Below are 17,050 nucleotides of genomic sequence, written 5' to 3' on the forward strand. Positions count from 1 at the left end.
GCATGTCAGTTAGAAGTATTTGTCAGCAAGTGCCGGTGATTCCGGTCTTAGTGGTGAAAGACCTTGCCATCGCCGAGTCACTCGCCTCTGCGTTGATTAGCGGTGGTTTGCATGTCTTGGAAGTCACCTTGCGCACGCCGGTCGCGTTGGAGGTCATCCGCCGCATGAGCGCCGTTCCCGGTAGCATTGTCGGTGCAGGCACGGTGCTAACCCCTGCCGATGTGAAAGCGGTGAAGGCGGCGGGCGCGGCGTTTGCCGTTTCCCCCGGTGCTACCGAACGTTTGTTGGCGGCGGCTGAGGATGCAGGCTTGCCGTTGCTGCCCGGTGTTGCCACGGTATCCGAAGTGATGCGGCTGGTGGAGCGTGGTTTCGATACCTTGAAGTTTTTCCCAGCGGAAGCCGCAGGAGGGGTGAAGATGTTGAAATCCATCCACGGCCCCCTGCCGGACGTGCGTTTTTGCCCAACAGGGGGAATCAGCGAGCAAACCTTCGGCGACTATTTGGCACTGCCGAATGTGTTGTGTGTGGGCGGCTCTTGGCTAACTCCGGAAGCAACGGTGAGTGCGCACGATTGGCAGGGCATTGCAGCATTGGCACGTAAAACCGTGGGTCTCTACAATCCGCCCGCGAATTCCGCATAACCTTGCATGAATGCCAGTTTTTCCTGCGGAATACTGACATTCACGCCTTCGCCCTGCAATTGTTCCAGCAGTGCCGCACCTTGGCTTAAAATCGCCAGCAGTTGCACTTCATCAAACATTTGCAGGGCTAATTGCAGCTCATCCTTATCCGCAGACAGCAGGGTTGGCACGAGTTCATCGGGGTGAATCGGCGATTCAGGGTGCAATAAATCTGCCACTAACGGTGCATCTAGCAAGGCAAAATGGGCTTCGCGAGCCATTTCTTCCTGATCAAGCTCCAAGTGGGCTTGCGCGTCATTGCCAGCGCCTCGGCGCACGCTTGCCATCATAAAGCCCAGCAGCTTGCGAATCGCGTCTTTGGTTTTGCTGAGATCGCCGCCAACGCTGGATGCGGCTTCATACGCCCGATCCAACCGATCTTTAAGTTGCAAAATCACATCGCTCTCAACATTGCCAGTGAGTGAAGTGGTTTCTTCCAGCAAAGCGCGGAATTCGGTGTTGAAGGTTTGCAGGGCTTCGTGGTCTAGGCGTTGCGCGTCGATGAGGTTGTCATCGTCTAGCGTGGGGGCGGTTGGGAACAGCGGATTGCTGGCTTTGCGGAGTAAATGACGTTCGTGTGAACCGGGCTGTTCACTGGGTTTGATGATCATGGTGCAAACTATCCATTCTAAAAATGGTAGCGAATATCGCACACTGACTGGCTACCGGCAAATGACGGTAGCCAGCGCAGTAGAAATCCGCTTAGCTTTTATTGGTATTCATGCCAATCAGTTTGTAGGCTGGACAAAAGTTCAGGTAGCCAGTGGCGAGTAGCGCAATCCCAAGCAGAATCAACAGAAAGCCACCCTTGAACACCAAACCCCAAATCAGCAGGACAGCGCCTGCACCGAAGCGGATATTTCTATCCATGCTGCCAACGTTCTTTTCCATAAGACACCTCATTCAGTAGTGAACACAAAAGACCAAATCCATGTTAGCATTCGTACACATCTATCTTAGCAAGAATTAAGCGGATTTCATGGAATTGCAAAAATTTATACGTAAAATCACTGAAAACGGCTCATTTTCCACCGAAGAAATGACGGCTGCGATGCGTACCATCATGACAGGTCAGGCGACTCCCGCGCAAATCGGCGGGTTTCTGATTGGCTTACGGATGCGTGGCGAAACGGTGACAGAAATCAGTGCCGCTGCCAGCGTGATGCGCGAATTATCGACCCGCGTTGAGGTGTCGTCGGAGAATTTGGTGGATACGTGCGGTACGGGCGGTGATTCTTCCGGTACGTTCAATATCTCCACTGCCAGTGCGTTTGTTGCCGCCGCAGCGGGGGCGCGAGTCGCTAAACACGGCAACCGCTCGATTTCCAGCAAATCCGGCAGTGCGGATGTGTTGGAAGCAGCGGGTGTGAATTTGAACATTACCCCCGAACAGGTGGCGCATTGCATCAACACCTTGGGCGTGGGCTTTTTGTTCGCACAAAAGCATCACAGCGCAATGGGTCATGCGAGTGTGCCACGCCGCGAGTTGGGTGTACGTACTATTTTTAACCTATTGGGACCGATGTCGAATCCGGCGAATGCGCCCAATCAAGTGCTGGGCGTATTCGACCAACACTGGGTGCGCCCGATGGCGGAAGTGCTGAAAAACTTAGGCAGCAAACATGTCATGGTGGTACACGCCGCTGACGGTTTGGATGAAATCAGCACCGCCGCCCTGACCTTCGTCGCAGAGTTGAAAGACGGCATGATCACTGAATACACCATTCAGCCCGAAGATGTGGGTGTGCAGCAATCCAGCCTCGACAGTGTGCGGGTGGAAACGGCGCAAGAAAGCCTGCAACTGATTCAGCGCGTGTTTGCCGGTGAGCAAGGCACCGCGCGTGACATTGTGTGCTTGAATGCGGGTGCGGCAATTTACGTGGCGGGTCTGGCGGATAGTCATGCCGCTGGTGTCGTCAAAGCCCAGCAAGTGCTGGATTCCGGTGCAGCCGCTGTGCGTTTGCAGCAATTGATTGACTTAACCAAAAGTTTTGATGCCTGATGAGTACCCCTGATATTTTGCAAAAAATCCTGCGTACCAAGCAGGAAGAAATCGTGGCACGTTCTGCGGTACGTAGTCTGGCGCAATTGCAGGCAGAGGCGGCGAGTGCTTCGCCCGTGCGTGGTTTCGAGCAAGCCATGCGCAAGCGTCTGGCGGCGGGTGAAGCGGCGGTGATTGCGGAAATCAAAAAAGCCTCGCCAAGCAAAGGCTTGATTCGCGAAAATTTCGACCCGCCCGCGATTGCGGTGAGTTACGAACGTGGGGGCGCGGCGTGTTTATCGGTGCTGACCGATGCACACTACTTCCAAGGCAGCGAAAGCTATTTGCAAGCCGCGCGTGCCGCGTGCCAATTGCCCGTTATTCGTAAAGATTTCATCGTTGATCGGTATCAAGTGTACGAAGCACGAGCCATTGGTGCAGATTGCATCCTGCTGATCGTGGCGGCATTGGCTGACGCACAGATGATGGATCTGTACGCGCTGGCAACGGAACTGGGCATGGATGCACTGATTGAAGTGCATGACAAGGATGAACTTGGGCGTGCCTTGCGTCTCAATGCCCCACTGATCGGCATCAATAACCGCAACCTGCGGACGTTTGAAACGTCTCTGCAAACGACCCTTGATCTGCTTCCTGATGTGCCAGAGGATGTTCTGCTTATCACGGAAAGCAGCATACATACCCCCGCCGATGTGCAACTGATGCGTGACCACGGCGTGAACGCCTTTCTGGTGGGCGAAGCCTTTATGCGGGCAGAAGACCCCGGCTCCGAACTCAAAAAACTCTTTTTCTAGCAAGCGAGTAAACACAACTTATGCTGGTACACCCTCAATTTGACCCCGTTGCGTTATCGCTGGGCCCGTTGCAAGTGCATTGGTACGGGCTAATGTACGTGATCGGTTTCCTCGGTTTTTTATTCATCGGCAAAATGCGGGCGAAAGAACCGCATAGCGTCATGACCGAAGACCGTGTGGATGACATGATGTTCTGGGGCGCTCTCGGCGTGGTTGCCGGTGGGCGCATCGGTTACATGCTGTTTTATAACTTGAAAGGCTTTTTGTCTGACCCGATTTCGTTGTTTCAGATTTGGGATGGCGGGATGAGTTTCCACGGCGGTTTGCTGGGGGTGATTCTGGCGATGTTCTTGCTGGCACGGCGTTGGAAGTTGACGTTCTTTCAAGTCAGTGATTTTGTTGCACCACTTGTTCCCATCGGTTTGGGCGCTGGGCGTATCGGCAACTTCATCAACGGTGAATTGTGGGGCAGGGCAACTGACGTGCCGTGGGGCATGGTATTCCCACGGGTAGACGATATTGCACGCCACCCGTCACAGCTTTATCAGGCGTTTTTGGAAGGCTTGGTGTTGTTCATCGTACTGAATTGGTTTAGAAAGCGTTCACCGCCGGTGGGTGCGATTTCGGGCTTATTCCTCGTCGGCTACGGCATTGCACGGATTATTGTCGAATTTGTGCGCGAACCGGATGTGCAACTCGGCTATGTGGCGTGGGGTTGGGTGACGCAAGGGCAGGTCTTGAGTGTGCCGATGATTGTGCTGGGTTTGTTAATTATGTGGTTGGCCTACAAAAAGGCGAAGGCATGAAGCAATACCTTGATTTGATGCGGCATGTGCGTGATCACGGTGTTGTCAAAGCGGATCGCACGGGGACGGGTACGGTGTCGGTATTCGGCTATCAGATGCGCTTTGATTTGAGTGCAGGGTTTCCGGTTGTCACCACCAAAAAGTTGCATTTGCGCTCGATCATTCATGAGTTGCTGTGGTTTCTGAAAGGCGATACCAATATTCGTTACTTGAAAGAAAACGGCGTGAGTATTTGGGATGAATGGGCGGATGAAAGCGGTGAACTGGGGCCGGTGTACGGCTATCAGTGGCGTAACTGGCCTACCCCTGATGGGCGGCATATTGACCAGATTGCGCAAATTATCCAGCAATTGAAACATAACCCCGATTCGCGCCGCATTATTGTTAGCGCGTGGAATGTGGCGGATGTGGACAATATGGCGCTACCGCCGTGCCACGCCTTTTTCCAGTTTTACGTGGCGGAAGGCAAGCTGTCGTGCCAATTGTACCAGCGCAGTGCGGATATTTTCCTCGGTGTGCCGTTCAATATTGCCTCCTACGCTTTGCTGACGCTGATGGTGGCGCAAGTGACGGGGCTGCAACCCGGTGAATTTATTCACACGCTGGGGGATGCACACCTGTATTCCAACCATTTGGAACAGGTGGAGCTACAATTGAGCCGTGAACCGTACCCATTGCCGCAGATGAAATTGAACCCCGCTGTGACCGATTTGTTCGCCTTTACCTACGACGACTTTGAATTGGTCGATTACGCCCACCATCCGCTGATTAAAGCACCAATAGCGGTTTGACTAGCGCCGCTCACTCACGCAAACTATTGGCATAATAATAGTGTGGATACGCTCAAGTTCCACACCCAGCCCACCGTTAATGGCAACCCGTTCCACTCTTATCGAAGGTAGTTCCATGACCCGCTCAATCAAGAAACTTCTGGTCGCCAACCGTGGCGAAATTGCGATCCGTATCCTACGCGCAGCCGCCGAACTCAAGCTGTGTACGGTGTCGATTTACACCTACGAAGACCGTTTTTCACCGCACCGCTACAAGGCGGACGAAGCCTACCAGATCGGCAAAGACGACGAGCCGCTCAAACCCTACCTCGATATTGAAGCCATTATTGAAACCGCCAAGCGTCACCATGTCGATGCGATTCACCCCGGTTACGGCTTCTTGTCTGAAAACGTGCGCTTTGCCCAGCGTTGCCGCGAAGAAGGCATTATTTTCGTAGGGCCGACCCCTGAAGCAATGCAGCGTTTAGGCGACAAAGTTGCCGCGAAAGAAAACGCCATCACTGCCGGTTTGCCCGTTATTGAAGACAGCCGTGAACCGCTGGATACCGTGGAGATTGCCCGCCGCGAAGCTGACCGCATTGGCTACCCACTGATGCTCAAAGCCGCGTCGGGCGGTGGTGGACGCGGGATGCGCGTGTTGCGTGACCCGTCGCAGTTGGATGGCGCGTACCACGATGCGCGTAACGAAGCGCTAAAAGCCTTCGGCGACGCTACAGTTTTCCTCGAAAAATACATCGACTCGCCCAAGCACATCGAAATCCAGATTTTGGGCGATACCCACGGCAATCTGGTGCATTTGTACGAGCGCGATTGCTCGGTGCAACGCCGTTTCCAGAAAGTCGTGGAAGTCGCGCCCAGCACCAGTTTGAAAGACGAAACCCGCGAAAATCTATACAAATACGCGCTGGCAATTACCCGCCACGTTGATTATTCGTGCGCGGGTACAGTTGAATTCTTGGTCGATAAAGACGAGCGCATTTACTTCATCGAAGTGAACCCGCGTGTGCAGGTGGAACACACCATCACCGAAGAAATCACCGGCATCGACATTGTGCGTAGCCAGATTTTGATTGCAGGCGGCGCACGCTTGGATGACCCTGAAATCGGGATTCCCAACCAAGAATCGGTGGAATGCAACGGTTACGCCGTGCAGTGCCGGATCACCACCGAAGATCCTGAAAACGGCTTCAAACCGGATTACGGTACGATTATCGCCTACCGCAGCAGTGGCGGTTTCGGCGTGCGGTTGGATGCGGGCGCGGCTTATCCCGGTGCGAAAGTATCGCCGTTTTTTGACTCCATGTTGGTCAAAGTGACGACTTGGGGGCGCACGTTGGAAGGTGCTGCCAACCGCAACTTGCGTGCTTTGCAGGAATTCCGTATTCGGGGTGTCAAAACCAATATCGGTTTCCTCGAAAATGTGCTGCAACATCAGGTATTTACTACGGGTAAATGCGCGGTGACGTTCATCGACAATCACCCTGAACTGTTCCACACCGCGTTGCGTTTTGACCGTGGCACAAAAACGCTGAAATTCATCGGCAATGTGACCGTTAACGGCAACCCTGACGTGAAATACGTTGACCCGAACAAGCGTTTCCGCAAACCGATCATTCCCGATTTCGACAAGTTAGGTGCATACCCTAAGGGCAGCAAAAACTTGCTGGATGAGATGGGTGCGGAAAAGTTTTGCCAGTGGGTAAAGGAACAGCCGAACATCTTCTATACCGATACCACCTTGCGTGATGCACATCAGTCCTTACTGGCAACCCGCGTGCGTACTGACGATATGATGAAAATTGCCGAAGGTTTGGCAAAAAATCATTCGCAATTATTCTCGTTGGAACTGTGGGGCGGGGCGACGTTTGACGTGGCAATGCGCTTCTTGCACGAATGCCCGTGGGATCGTCTCAAGCTGTTGCGGGAAGCGATTCCGAATATCCTGTTCCAGATGCTGTTCCGTGGCTCTAATGCAGTGGGTTATACCGCTTACCCCGACAATGTGGTGGAAGCCTTCATCGAAAAGTCGTGGGAAAACGGTATTGACGTGTTCCGTATCTTCGACTCCTTGAACTGGATTGAAGGGATGCGCAAATCCATTCAGTGCGTGCGCGAACGTACCGGCGGGATTGCGGAAGGCACGATTTGCTACACGGGCGACGTGTTGAACAAAGATCCGGCGAACAAATTCAACCTGCAATATTACCTGGATTTGGCGAAGCAGTTGGAAGACGCGGGTGCGCACATGCTGGCGGTCAAGGATATGGCAGGTGTGTTGAAGCCGTATGCGGCGACGACGTTGATTACCGCGTTGAAAGAATCTGTCAGCATTCCGATTCATTTGCACACGCATGACACCGCGTCGATTCAATCCGCCACCTTGCTGAAAGCGATTGAAGCGGGTGTGGACATCGTGGATGGCTGCATGAGTTCCATGTCGGGGCTGACTTCGCAGGTCAACCTGAACTCGCTGATTGCGGCGATGGAAGGTCAGCCGCGTGAACAGCCGTACAACCTTAAGTCCTTGAATGCTTACGCGAATTACTGGGAAGATGTGCGCGAAATGTACTACCCGTTTGAGTCTGGTTTGAAAGCAGGCACGGCGGAAGTGTACAACCACGAAATTCCAGGTGGTCAATATTCCAACCTGCGCCCGCAAGCAATTGCGCTGGGCTTGGAACATAAATTCGAGGAAGTGAAGGAAAATTACGCGGTGGTCAACCGCATGTTTGGCGACATCGTGAAAGTTACCCCATCGTCCAAAGTCGTCGGTGACATGGCGATTTACATGACTTCCAACGGTTTGACCGAGCAGGATGTGATGGAACGTGGGCGCACCTTGGCGTTCCCTGATTCCGTGATCGACTTGTTCAAAGGCGGCTTGGGACAAGTACCGGGCGGTTTCCCGAAAGACTTGAGCGACATTATTCTCAAAGGCGAAAAGCCGTACACGGGTCGCCCGAATGATCACTTGAAGCCGGTGGATTTGGATGCGGCATTTGAGGCGTTTAAGCAAGCGTTTGACCCTGAGCAAACTTTCCTCGATTTCCTGTCGTTCACCATGTATCCGGCAGTGTTCCGTGATTTCTACAAGCATCAGCAGGAATACGGCGAAATTAGCCATCTGCCTACTTCGCTGTTCTTCTACGGTCTCAAGCTGAACGAGGAAGTGCTGGTTGATCTGGGGCGCGGTAAGGTGCTGATTATCCGCTTGCTGTACCGTTCACCGACGGATGAGAACGGCATGTGTGGCGTGACGTTTGACTTCAACGGGCAAATTCGTGCGGTGCAAATCCGCGATTTGTCCGTAAAGCCGACCCGTGCGACTAACCGCAAAGCGGTTGATCCGAATGAAGTGGGTACATCGTTGCAGGGCAAGTTATCTGCCATCATGGTCAAGGCGGGGGATGAGGTGGAGCAGAATGCACCACTGTTTGTCATTGAAGCGATGAAGATGGAAACCACGATTACTGCGCCAGAGGCGGGTAAGGTGAAAAAGGTTCACTTGCAGGCGGGCGAGTTGGTCGAGCAAGGCGATTTGGTCGTCGAATTCGAGTAATGTAACGTTAAAGAAACCCCTCGGAGGTTAGAAGGGGTTTCTTCTCTTAACGAAAAATCTGGGCTTTGATGTCCGGTGCAAACTTACTCTGTTCAATCTGCCCAACATGGGTAAACATTTCCATGCGATTATTCTCGTACACCACCCACACTTCCTGCGCCCCTTTGGCGAGGTAAAGTTCCACTTTTTCCGCAATTTCTATTTTGGAATTGGATGGTGACACGATTTCAACGCACAGCTCCGGCGCTTTAGGGTACGGTGTGACATAGCCAAACTCCGCAATGAAAGCCGCCGAAGCCCATGCCACATCCGCCACTTTGACACCTTCTGAGGTTTGAATCGAGCATTCCGTGATGACTTCGCCTTCGGGTTGGCGTTGCCACAATACACCCGCAATACGCCCTTGAAACCTGCCGTGGCTGTTAGAGGCGGGACTCATCAAGAGTTTGCCAAACTTATTCAGTTCGATCTTGAACGGTAAGTTTTGCAGTAATGGGTTGTCGATAACTTCTGACCATTCCATTGTGATGCCCTAGCGTGACGGATTACGCAAATAGTTTAGCATGGTTTGTCAGCCCTGTTTCATCCCCCTTTCGGATCCAACGCATCCCGCAAGCCATCGCCCAAAAAATTAAGGCAGAACAACGTCACCGCCAAAAATCCAGCCGGACACAATAACATCCACGGCGCAGTTTCCATTTGTGCGGCCCCTTCTGCAATCAACACGCCCCAACTGGTGAGCGGCTCTTGCACCCCCAAGCCTAAAAAGCTCAAAAACGATTCAAACAATATCACTTGTGGCACGGTCAACGTGGCATACACAATCACCGATCCCAAGGTATTGGGGATAATATGACGGCGAATAATCCCGAAATGACTCACGCCGCTGACCTGTGCGGCTTCCACAAAAGCTCGACTTTTCAAGGATAAGGCTTGCCCACGCACAATTCGCGCCATGGTCAGCCATTCCACCGCGCCAATTGCCACGAAGATCAGGAAAATGCTACGCCCGAAATACACCATCAGCAAAATCACGAAAAACATAAAGGGCAGGGCATACAACACATCTACCAGCCGCATCATCAGCGCATCGGTGCGCCCGCCCAAATACCCCGCCGTTGCCCCATACAAAACCCCGATAAGCAAACTGACCGAGGTTGCCGCCAAGCCCACCATTAACGAAATTTGCCCACCAATCAGGGTGCGCACGAACAAATCCCGTCCATTCGCATCCGTCCCAAACCAGAAACCTTGCGCGGCATCGGGCGGAATTCCCATCGAATCCCAATAAATTTCGTCGTAAGGGTGCGGGCTAAACAACGGCCCCAAGACACACAATACGGCAATCAGCAGTAACAATATGGCACTCCCAACCGCCATTTTGTTACGCAATAAGCGCTGCCATGCTTTGTGTTTAATCATAACGCACCCTCGAATCCATCCAGCCGTAGATCACATCCACCAACAAATTCATCAAAATAATCAACGCGCCGTAAAAGATCACCACGCCCATGACCAACGTGTAATCCCGATTCAATGCCCCTTGCACAAAATGCCGCCCGATGCCCGGAATCCCGAAAATCTGCTCAATCACCACCGACCCGGTAATAATCGCCGCCGTTGCAGGCCCCAGCCAAGACAATACTGGCAGCAATGCCCCTTTCAACACATGCCGCCACACAATCAGGCGCATCGGTAAACCTTTGGCAACAGCGGTACGAATATGCGGGCTAGACAGCGTTTCCAGCACACCGGCACGCATTAACCGCGCTACATACGCTATTTGCGGTAATGCCAGCGCAATTACCGGCAACACTGCTGATTTCCAGCCCTGATCCCAACCGGCTACCGGCAGCCAATGCAACAACACCCCAAACACCAGAGCCAATAACGGTGCCATCACAAAATTAGGCACCGTAATACCCGTCATGGAAACCGCCATTACCGCGTGATCCAGCGGGCGGTTGTGATGCAACGCCGCCAGCATCCCCGCCGGAATCCCAACCAACAAGGCGAGTAGCATGGCAAACACCCCCAATTGCAAAGACACCGGAAACCCTTCCGCAATCAAGCTGCTGACACTGTGATCCTTGTACTTAAACGACGGCCCCAAATCCCCCTGCAACACATTGAGCAAGTAATACCCGTATTGCATCGGCAAGGGCTTGTCCAAGTGGTAAGCGCGTTCCATATTCGCGGCAATTTCCGGCGGCATTGGGCGTTCAGTATCAAACGGCCCGCCCGGTGCTAAGCGGATTAAAAAAAATGCCAATGTAATGATCACCAGCAAGGTGGGCAGCGCACCTAGCAAGCGTTTAACGACATACTGCAACATACAACCTTTATCTTTCTGAGATTTAACCGTGACAAAGCCTCTAAAAGCTTCTATGATTAAGCTTATTCTAATATTCTAATTAACACATCAACCCGCTAGATTTTCCATTGAGATTGACCTAGGAAGGGTTAAATATGCACACATCAGAACACAGTATTATGGTTAATGGTATTCCGATACAGGAAGACGACATTGAGTACGCCAGCCGTTCCCTTAAAGCTGCGTCTCACCCACTACGTTTAAAAATCATGTGCTTACTGTCGCAACATGAGATGACAGTTCAAGACATTGTGGATCATGTCGGCACCAGCCAAAGCAATGTTTCCCAACATTTAGCGATCATGCGCGACAAGGGCTTATTGTCTTCGCATCGGGTAGCTAATCGGGTGTATTACTGCCTCGCCGAATCCCGTCGTGCGCTGTTACAAGCGTGTTCTTCACTGCGTTAGTCTGCATCTGGTTATCTTAATTATGGTTGTCTGTTGGTGCATGTGCAATTCAAAATGTGCGCTACAATGATCTGTACGTGTACGATGTGCATTACATAATTAAGGAAAAATAAGTGAACACAAGTTATCTAAGCCTAGCCCGTCTAGGCAAAAACCACTGGTGGCGTTATGTACTTGGCTTATTAATCATTGTGATTTTTTGGCAATTATTGGGTGCTATTCCGTTAGGAATCATGGTGTTTGTGTTACTGGGCGACAATGACCCTAGCACCAACGTTGATCCGACCACCTTGCAGTTTGAGGGAGTCAGTAGCTTGTGGTTCTATCTGGGGATTAATTTCACCCTGTTGGCGATGTTGCTGGGCGTGTTTGTGACGGTGCGCTTTTTACACCAACGCCACTTTGTTAGCCTCATAACACCCTTAATTAACATTGATTGGAAGCTGATGTTTAAAGGGTTTGCTGTGTTTTTCAGCCTGATAGCCCTGGCAACTTTCTTGGAAGCACTATTTCAGCCCACAGGGTATCAAATGACGTTTGATGCGACGCAATTCCTGATTTTCTTGCCGATTGCATTGGTAATTACGCCGCTTCAGGCGGCAGCAGAAGAATTGTTGTTCCGTGGTTACGTGATGCAATGGTTAGGTTTGTTTGGGCGTGGTGCTGTCATGCCGGTGTTGGTTTCTTCATTGCTTTTCATGGTGGCACACTTGGCAAATCCAGAGGTTGGTGCGGATGCTTATTTGATTCCCTTGCTGTATCTATCGATGGGCGTGTTTTTGGCGATGATCACGGTCAAAAGTAATTCTTTGGAGCTGGCGATCGGCGTGCACGCCGCCAATAATTTGTTTACCGTGTTGATTATGAATTATGCTGATTCTGCATTGCCAGCACCGTCACTGTTTACCGCCAGTGACATTGAGCCGATGGCGAGTTTGATCAGCCTTGTGGTCATTGCTGCCTTGTTCTATTGGATTATGTTTGTCTGGCAACGCCACGCTAATATTAAGATTTAATAATATACCTGAGTTGCGGTAGAATGCGTCCATGGCAAGAGTTTTTATTTCCGCAACCCACAAATCCTCCGGCAAAACCACACTGTCCATCGGTCTGTGTGCCGCTTTGCACGCGCAAGGTTTACGTGTCCAGCCGTTCAAAAAAGGCCCGGATTACATTGATCCGCTGTGGTTAGGGGCGGCGAGTCAGCGCCCTTGCCACAACCTCGATTTCAACACGATGACCCCGGCTGAAATCATCCAGACTGTGCAGCATTATTCGCAGAATGCCGATATTGCGCTGATCGAAGCCAATAAAGGGTTATACGACGGTATGGCGCTGGATGGTTCGGATAGCAATGCAGCGGTCGCTAAATTGACGCAATCCCCCGTTATTTTGGTGGTGGATTCACGCGGCATGACACGCGGCATTGCGCCGTTATTGCTCGGTTATCAAGCGTTTGATCGCGACGTAAACATTGCTGGAATCATTTTCAATCGTGTGGGCGGTGCTCGCCACGCCGCCAAGTTGCGTGAATCCGTCGAGCATTACACCGATATTAAGGTATTGGGCGCGGTACAAAATAATCCCGAAATGGAAATCGAAGAGCGCCATCTGGGGTTGATGCCGAGCAATGAGAGCGGTGATGCAGAACAGCAGATTGCGCGGATTCGGGAGCTAGTGGCAGAACAGGTGGATTTGCGGGCGTTGCTCCAGATTGCGGGGAGTGCGGAAGATTGTGAAGAGGGCGAACGGTGGTCGCCTTCTTCCTCTTCAGGATTGCTGCGCATCGGTATCTGTCAAGACCCCGCTTTTGGTTTTTATTACCCCGGCGATCTCGAAGCTTTGCAACAAGCCGGTGCACAACTTATCCCGATCAATACGCTAAAAGATGGCGCTTTGCCAGACATCGACGGTCTGTTCATCGGCGGTGGTTTTCCCGAAACTCACATGCAGCAATTGGCGGCGAATACGTCAATGCGTGAATCCATCCGCTGCGCCATCGACAACGGTTTGCCGACGTATGCGGAATGCGGCGGCTTAATGTACCTTTCCCGTAGCCTAATTTGGAACGGGCAACAGGCGGATATGGTGGGCGTGATTCCCGGTGATGCGGTCATGCATACCAAGCCGCAGGGTCGGGGATACGTGAAATTGCAAGAAACCGCCGATATGCCTTGGCCGGGTGGCGACACGTTGCACACCATTAATGCACACGAGTTCCACTATTCGCGGCTTGAGAATTTGACCGCAACGGGTAAATTCGCCTACCGTATGCGGCGCGGAACCGGCATTGATGGTCAACACGATGGCTGGGTCTACCGCAATTTGTTAGCTTCTTACACCCACATGCGCGATACCTCCCAATTCCGGTGGGCGCAGCGTTTTGTGGAATTTATCCGTCAAACTCAAAGGAACCCTACTGCATGATCACCGTTACTGCCGCCGCCGCCACTCAAGTTCGTACCGCTTCGGTACAGGGCAATGCCATTGGTTTACCGTTACGCATTGCTATCCAAACAAAGTCGGACGGTGGATTTCATTACCTAATGGGGTTTGACGACCAGGAAAAAGCAGGCGACCAAAAAATAGAATCCGAAGGCGTGGCATTGGTGGTGGATGAGGCTTCTCAGCCATTGGCGGCGGGTATGACGCTGGATTACGTGGAAATCGATGGCAAACTGGAGTTTGTTTTCATTAATCCGAATGATCCTAACTACCGTCCACCGCAGGCGTAATTTCATGCAAGATAGGCTGCACCAGCAGGCAGAAGTTGACGATGCCGTTGCGACGGCTTCACGCGACAGTTACTGGGCGAGTCAGGAAGGCCGCCCGGTTATTGATTTGCCTTGGTTGGCGCAAGTCAGCCTGATGGTATTGATTTTTACTTTCACGGTGATTGGTGCGGTCTATTTTTGGGTAACGAGCAGCAAAGCCGAATACCCTTGGATTGCGCCCGTCATGACAGGGTTGTGGTTGATTGCAGGTGCTGGCGTATTGTCCTTGCTGTATTGGGTGTGGCGCGAATTTTCCAAATTTGGCGCGGAACTGTCGCGTTGGGCGATTCGTTTGCGCAAAGGCGATTTCAGTGCGCGGATGCCGATTTCAGGAAAAAGTTGCCCGTCACGCAAAATCCGTGAGCAAATCAACGCGATTACCGAGGATTATCAAGCACTGTCACGGGTGCAGCAAAAGCGCATGAATCGGCAAGAAAAGTATATTGCCCAGAAAAAGCGCCACCTCAGCGTTCTCTACGAAGTTGCCAGTTGTGTGAACCGTGCTGACAGTTTGGAAGATTTACTGAACCGCTTTTTACACACACTCACTGACGTGGTGCACGCAGAAGCGGCGACGGTGCGTCTGTTGGATCGGGATGGCAATATGCGTCTGGTGTCGAGCATCGGTTTGAATGCCGCCGTGTTGAAAGCCGAAGAGACCTTGCCATTGCCCAGTTGCTTGTGCGGTAAAGCTGCCAGTGAGCGCGAAATCAAGATGCGTAGCGATGTTTCACGCTGCAACGCCATTTTGGGCAAGCCTTTGTGCGCGGGTAAACAAGATTTGGAAATGTTGGCGATTCCGTTGCAATACCGCGATAAAATCTTGGGCGTCTACAATTTGTTCATTAGCCAAGGGCGCTACGATAAATTAGAAGATGACGAGTTATTACTCAGTATCGGTCAACATCTGGGCATGGCGATCGAGAAAGCCAATAGCGATGAAGACATGCGCACCTTGTCAATCATGGAAGAACGCACCCGTATGGCGCACGAATTGCATGATTCGCTGGCACAAACGCTGGCAAGCTTGCGGTTCAAAGTGCGCCTGCTGGATGATTCTTTCAATCGTGGCGCGGAAGCAGACATGTGGCATGAGTTGGAGGTGTTGGAAAATACCATCGACGAAGCCTATGCTGAGTTACGCAGCCTGATTACCGATTTTCGTGCACCGATTGACGGCAAAGGTATTTTACGGGCGGTGGAGCGTTTGACCGAACGTTTCCGTCAAGAAACGACGATGGAAGTGTTTTTCTACCACAATTGGGCATTGAAAGATTTGTCCCGCGAAGTGGAATTGGAAGTCATCCGCATTGTACAAGAATCATTGACCAATATTCGCAAGCACAGCCAAGCTTCTACGGTGCGCTTATTGCTGCACAGCAGCGAAGAAGGCAAGTGCAGTATTTTGGTGGAAGACGACGGCATTGGCTTACCCGATCCACTGCCCGAACCCGACCCAACCACGGGCGAACACATCGGTTTGCGCATTATGCAAGAGCGTGCCGAGAAGATCGGTGGCGAGATACAGTTTGAAAGTGAGCCGGGTGAGGGTACACTGATACAACTGAATTTCGATGCACCCCCAATCAAGAAGCTGTCTGACTTGTTTGGTGCGTAATCCGCCTCTTGATGACCACAGTAACAAGCGACCCTACATGAACGAAAAAGTATTACTAATTGATGATCACACCCTGTTCCGTGCAGGTTTGGAAGATTTGTTGACACGACGGGGGATCCGTGTGGTTGCTGCGGTGGGCAGTGGTGACGAAGGCTTGGCGGCTGCCCTCAATTTTGAACCGGATATTGTCTTGCTGGACATGCGGATGCCTCAAATGGATGGCCTCACGGTACTGCGTCAACTTCGCAAAAATACGCCGAATCTGCGCGTTGTTATGCTTACCACCAGCAGTAATGAGAGCGATTTGGTGGAGGCGTTGCGTAGCGGTGCACGCGGTTATTTGCTTAAAGACATTGAGCCGGATGAGTTGGTGGTGGCTTTACGCGAAATCGTGGCGGGCAAAACCGTGGTTGCCCCGGAACTCGCGCCGGTACTGGCAAGAGTGGTGCAGGGCGGCGATTCACGTGCTAATGAGGATAAATTGGCTAACCCGTTTTCCGAATTGACCCCGCGCGAATACGAAATCCTCACCTTATTGGCAGAAGGTCAGAGCAATAAGGTGATTGCTCGCAATTTGGGTATCTCGGATGGCACCGTGAAATTGCACGTCAAAGCCATTTTACGCAAGTTAAACGTCAGTTCGCGTATTACCGCTGCGGTGATGGCAGTCGAACACGGTATTCGTGTTGAAGCGGCGAATGCAGAACATTAATTAAATCAACGGACACCATGAAGAACACCCAAACTTTTGCGGCATTAGTTGCCGATGCTTTGCCCCGTATTCAAGAATTGATGCCGTGGGATGTGGAAGCGATGCAAGCCAGTACTTCCGATTTGCTGCTTGTCGATATTCGTGAGCCAGATGAATACGAGGCGGCGCACATTAAAGATTCCTTGCACGTGCCACGCGGCATTTTAGAAGCATCTTGTGATTGGGGTTATTCCGATACCATTCCAGCGTTAGCCATGGCACGCGACAAGCCAGTCGTGTTGGTGTGCCGTTCGGGAAATCGCACTGCATTGGCGGCATTGACATTGCAGTTATTGGGTTATCAACACGTGTATTCCATGAAAACGGGGGTGCGCGGCTGGAATGATTACGAGTTGCCTTTGTTCAATAAAGCCGGTGAGCAAGTGGATGTCGACTGGGCAGAAGCCGAGTTGAATCCGCCCACGCGCCCAGAACAAATGCAACCAAAGGCTTAAAACGCGTATTTGGAATGTATTTTTTGTATGAAATTC

General features: G+C 51.9%; 18 protein-coding genes. 13 read left to right on the forward strand and 5 right to left on the reverse strand.

Annotation, left to right across the window (positions count from 1 at the left end; genetic code table 11):
* The first annotated feature begins 2 nt into the window (after window positions 1-2).
* On the forward strand, window positions 3-641 hold the full coding sequence (eda, locus tag L3K52_11675) for a bifunctional 4-hydroxy-2-oxoglutarate aldolase/2-dehydro-3-deoxy-phosphogluconate aldolase (GenBank protein UOG90855.1): 639 nt from the start codon (window positions 3-5) through the stop codon (window positions 639-641).
* Here the strand turns inward: eda and L3K52_11680 are convergent.
* Window positions 614-1,291 (reverse strand): hypothetical protein, encoded by a 678-nt coding sequence (locus L3K52_11680; GenBank protein UOG90856.1) that lies wholly within the window; start codon window positions 1,289-1,291, stop codon window positions 614-616. The two genes, eda and L3K52_11680, sit on opposite strands and share 28 nt — an antisense overlap.
* A gap of 91 nt (window positions 1,292-1,382) precedes the next feature.
* Window positions 1,383-1,571, reverse strand: a complete 189-nt coding sequence (locus L3K52_11685; protein ID UOG90857.1) for a DUF2892 domain-containing protein — start codon at window positions 1,569-1,571, stop codon at window positions 1,383-1,385.
* An 88-nt stretch (window positions 1,572-1,659) separates the two neighbouring features.
* On the opposite strand from L3K52_11685, the gene trpD reads away from it, so the two are divergent.
* The 5 genes from trpD to L3K52_11710 all read left to right on the forward strand — a co-directional run bounded on the left by trpD (window position 1,660) and on the right by L3K52_11710 (window position 8,632).
* Window positions 1,660-2,682 carry an anthranilate phosphoribosyltransferase gene (trpD, locus tag L3K52_11690; protein ID UOG90858.1) on the forward strand — a complete coding sequence of 341 codons (1,023 nt, stop codon included), beginning with the start codon at window positions 1,660-1,662 and terminating at the stop codon, window positions 2,680-2,682.
* Window positions 2,682-3,476, forward strand: a complete 795-nt coding sequence (gene trpC / locus L3K52_11695) for an indole-3-glycerol phosphate synthase TrpC (protein ID UOG90859.1) — start codon at window positions 2,682-2,684, stop codon at window positions 3,474-3,476. The genes trpD and trpC overlap by 1 nt, the downstream gene beginning before the upstream one ends.
* 20 nt (window positions 3,477-3,496) lie before the next feature.
* Window positions 3,497-4,282, forward strand: coding sequence for a prolipoprotein diacylglyceryl transferase (lgt, locus tag L3K52_11700; protein ID UOG90860.1), 786 nt, complete (start codon window positions 3,497-3,499; stop codon window positions 4,280-4,282).
* Entirely contained in the window at window positions 4,279-5,073 is a 795-nt protein-coding gene (locus tag L3K52_11705) for a thymidylate synthase (protein UOG90861.1), read from the forward strand. Before lgt ends, L3K52_11705 begins: the two co-directional genes overlap by 4 nt.
* 115 nt (window positions 5,074-5,188) lie before the next feature.
* Window positions 5,189-8,632 carry a pyruvate carboxylase gene (locus L3K52_11710; GenBank protein ID UOG90862.1) on the forward strand — a complete coding sequence of 1,148 codons (3,444 nt, stop codon included), beginning with the start codon at window positions 5,189-5,191 and terminating at the stop codon, window positions 8,630-8,632.
* A gap of 46 nt (window positions 8,633-8,678) precedes the next feature.
* On the opposite strand, the gene L3K52_11715 is transcribed toward L3K52_11710, so the two are convergent.
* From L3K52_11715 to oppB, 3 genes are read right to left on the reverse strand one after another with little or no spacing between them, the layout of a single operon-like run.
* Window positions 8,679-9,155 carry a Uma2 family endonuclease gene (locus tag L3K52_11715; protein UOG90863.1) on the reverse strand — a complete coding sequence of 159 codons (477 nt, stop codon included), beginning with the start codon at window positions 9,153-9,155 and terminating at the stop codon, window positions 8,679-8,681.
* A gap of 59 nt (window positions 9,156-9,214) precedes the next feature.
* Complete coding sequence (locus tag L3K52_11720; protein UOG90864.1) at window positions 9,215-10,054, reverse strand: ABC transporter permease subunit; 840 nt, start codon at window positions 10,052-10,054, stop codon at window positions 9,215-9,217.
* Complete coding sequence (oppB, locus tag L3K52_11725) at window positions 10,047-10,967, reverse strand: oligopeptide ABC transporter permease OppB (protein UOG90865.1); 921 nt, start codon at window positions 10,965-10,967, stop codon at window positions 10,047-10,049. The genes L3K52_11720 and oppB overlap by 8 nt, the downstream gene beginning before the upstream one ends.
* A 134-nt stretch (window positions 10,968-11,101) precedes the next feature.
* Here oppB and L3K52_11730 point away from each other — a divergent pair, with 134 nt between their 5' ends.
* The 7 genes from L3K52_11730 (at window position 11,102) to L3K52_11760 (ending at window position 17,014) form a co-directional block, all read left to right on the forward strand.
* On the forward strand, window positions 11,102-11,416 hold the full coding sequence (locus L3K52_11730) for a metalloregulator ArsR/SmtB family transcription factor (protein UOG90866.1): 315 nt from the start codon (window positions 11,102-11,104) through the stop codon (window positions 11,414-11,416).
* Window positions 11,417-11,529: 113 nt separating this feature from the next.
* Window positions 11,530-12,432 (forward strand): CPBP family intramembrane metalloprotease, encoded by a 903-nt coding sequence (locus L3K52_11735; GenBank protein ID UOG90867.1) that lies wholly within the window; start codon window positions 11,530-11,532, stop codon window positions 12,430-12,432.
* A 31-nt stretch (window positions 12,433-12,463) separates the two neighbouring features.
* Window positions 12,464-13,843, forward strand: a complete 1,380-nt coding sequence (gene cobB, locus L3K52_11740; GenBank protein ID UOG90868.1) for a hydrogenobyrinic acid a,c-diamide synthase (glutamine-hydrolyzing) — start codon at window positions 12,464-12,466, stop codon at window positions 13,841-13,843.
* Window positions 13,840-14,151 carry an iron-sulfur cluster assembly accessory protein gene (locus tag L3K52_11745; GenBank protein UOG90869.1) on the forward strand — a complete coding sequence of 104 codons (312 nt, stop codon included), beginning with the start codon at window positions 13,840-13,842 and terminating at the stop codon, window positions 14,149-14,151. Before cobB ends, L3K52_11745 begins: the two co-directional genes overlap by 4 nt.
* Before the next feature lie 4 nt (window positions 14,152-14,155).
* The gene (locus L3K52_11750) at window positions 14,156-15,808 is read left to right on the forward strand and encodes a histidine kinase (protein ID UOG90870.1); all 1,653 of its coding nucleotides are present in this window, start codon (window positions 14,156-14,158) and stop codon (window positions 15,806-15,808) included.
* Between the two features lie 37 nt (window positions 15,809-15,845).
* Window positions 15,846-16,520 carry a response regulator gene (locus L3K52_11755; GenBank protein ID UOG90871.1) on the forward strand — a complete coding sequence of 225 codons (675 nt, stop codon included), beginning with the start codon at window positions 15,846-15,848 and terminating at the stop codon, window positions 16,518-16,520.
* A 17-nt stretch (window positions 16,521-16,537) separates the two neighbouring features.
* On the forward strand, window positions 16,538-17,014 hold the full coding sequence (locus L3K52_11760) for a rhodanese-like domain-containing protein (GenBank protein UOG90872.1): 477 nt from the start codon (window positions 16,538-16,540) through the stop codon (window positions 17,012-17,014).
* Window positions 17,015-17,050 lie beyond the last annotated feature (36 nt).

The organism is Candidatus Thiothrix sulfatifontis (assembly GCA_022828425.1).
GTDB lineage: Bacteria > Pseudomonadota > Gammaproteobacteria > Thiotrichales > Thiotrichaceae > Thiothrix > Thiothrix sulfatifontis.

Bases quoted from the DNA above. Each gene is read 5' to 3' on its own strand.
- L3K52_11715 (UOG90863.1), bottom strand. From the start codon at position 9,155: ATGGAATGGTCAGAAGTTATCGACAACCCATTACTGCAAAACTTACCG.
- cobB (UOG90868.1), top strand. From the start codon at position 12,464: ATGGCAAGAGTTTTTATTTCCGCAACCCACAAATCCTCCGGCAAAACC.
- L3K52_11745 (UOG90869.1), top strand. From the start codon at position 13,840: ATGATCACCGTTACTGCCGCCGCCGCCACTCAAGTTCGTACCGCTTCG.
- L3K52_11680 (UOG90856.1), bottom strand. From the start codon at position 1,291: ATGATCATCAAACCCAGTGAACAGCCCGGTTCACACGAACGTCATTTA.
- L3K52_11755 (UOG90871.1), top strand. From the start codon at position 15,846: ATGAACGAAAAAGTATTACTAATTGATGATCACACCCTGTTCCGTGCA.
- L3K52_11705 (UOG90861.1), top strand. From the start codon at position 4,279: ATGAAGCAATACCTTGATTTGATGCGGCATGTGCGTGATCACGGTGTT.
- L3K52_11685 (UOG90857.1), bottom strand. From the start codon at position 1,571: ATGGAAAAGAACGTTGGCAGCATGGATAGAAATATCCGCTTCGGTGCA.
- trpD (UOG90858.1), top strand. From the start codon at position 1,660: ATGGAATTGCAAAAATTTATACGTAAAATCACTGAAAACGGCTCATTT.
- lgt (UOG90860.1), top strand. From the start codon at position 3,497: ATGCTGGTACACCCTCAATTTGACCCCGTTGCGTTATCGCTGGGCCCG.
- L3K52_11710 (UOG90862.1), top strand. From the start codon at position 5,189: ATGACCCGCTCAATCAAGAAACTTCTGGTCGCCAACCGTGGCGAAATT.
- L3K52_11720 (UOG90864.1), bottom strand. From the start codon at position 10,054: ATGATTAAACACAAAGCATGGCAGCGCTTATTGCGTAACAAAATGGCG.
- L3K52_11730 (UOG90866.1), top strand. From the start codon at position 11,102: ATGCACACATCAGAACACAGTATTATGGTTAATGGTATTCCGATACAG.
- oppB (UOG90865.1), bottom strand. From the start codon at position 10,967: ATGTTGCAGTATGTCGTTAAACGCTTGCTAGGTGCGCTGCCCACCTTG.
- eda (UOG90855.1), top strand. From the start codon at position 3: ATGTCAGTTAGAAGTATTTGTCAGCAAGTGCCGGTGATTCCGGTCTTA.
- L3K52_11760 (UOG90872.1), top strand. From the start codon at position 16,538: ATGAAGAACACCCAAACTTTTGCGGCATTAGTTGCCGATGCTTTGCCC.
- trpC (UOG90859.1), top strand. From the start codon at position 2,682: ATGAGTACCCCTGATATTTTGCAAAAAATCCTGCGTACCAAGCAGGAA.
- L3K52_11750 (UOG90870.1), top strand. From the start codon at position 14,156: ATGCAAGATAGGCTGCACCAGCAGGCAGAAGTTGACGATGCCGTTGCG.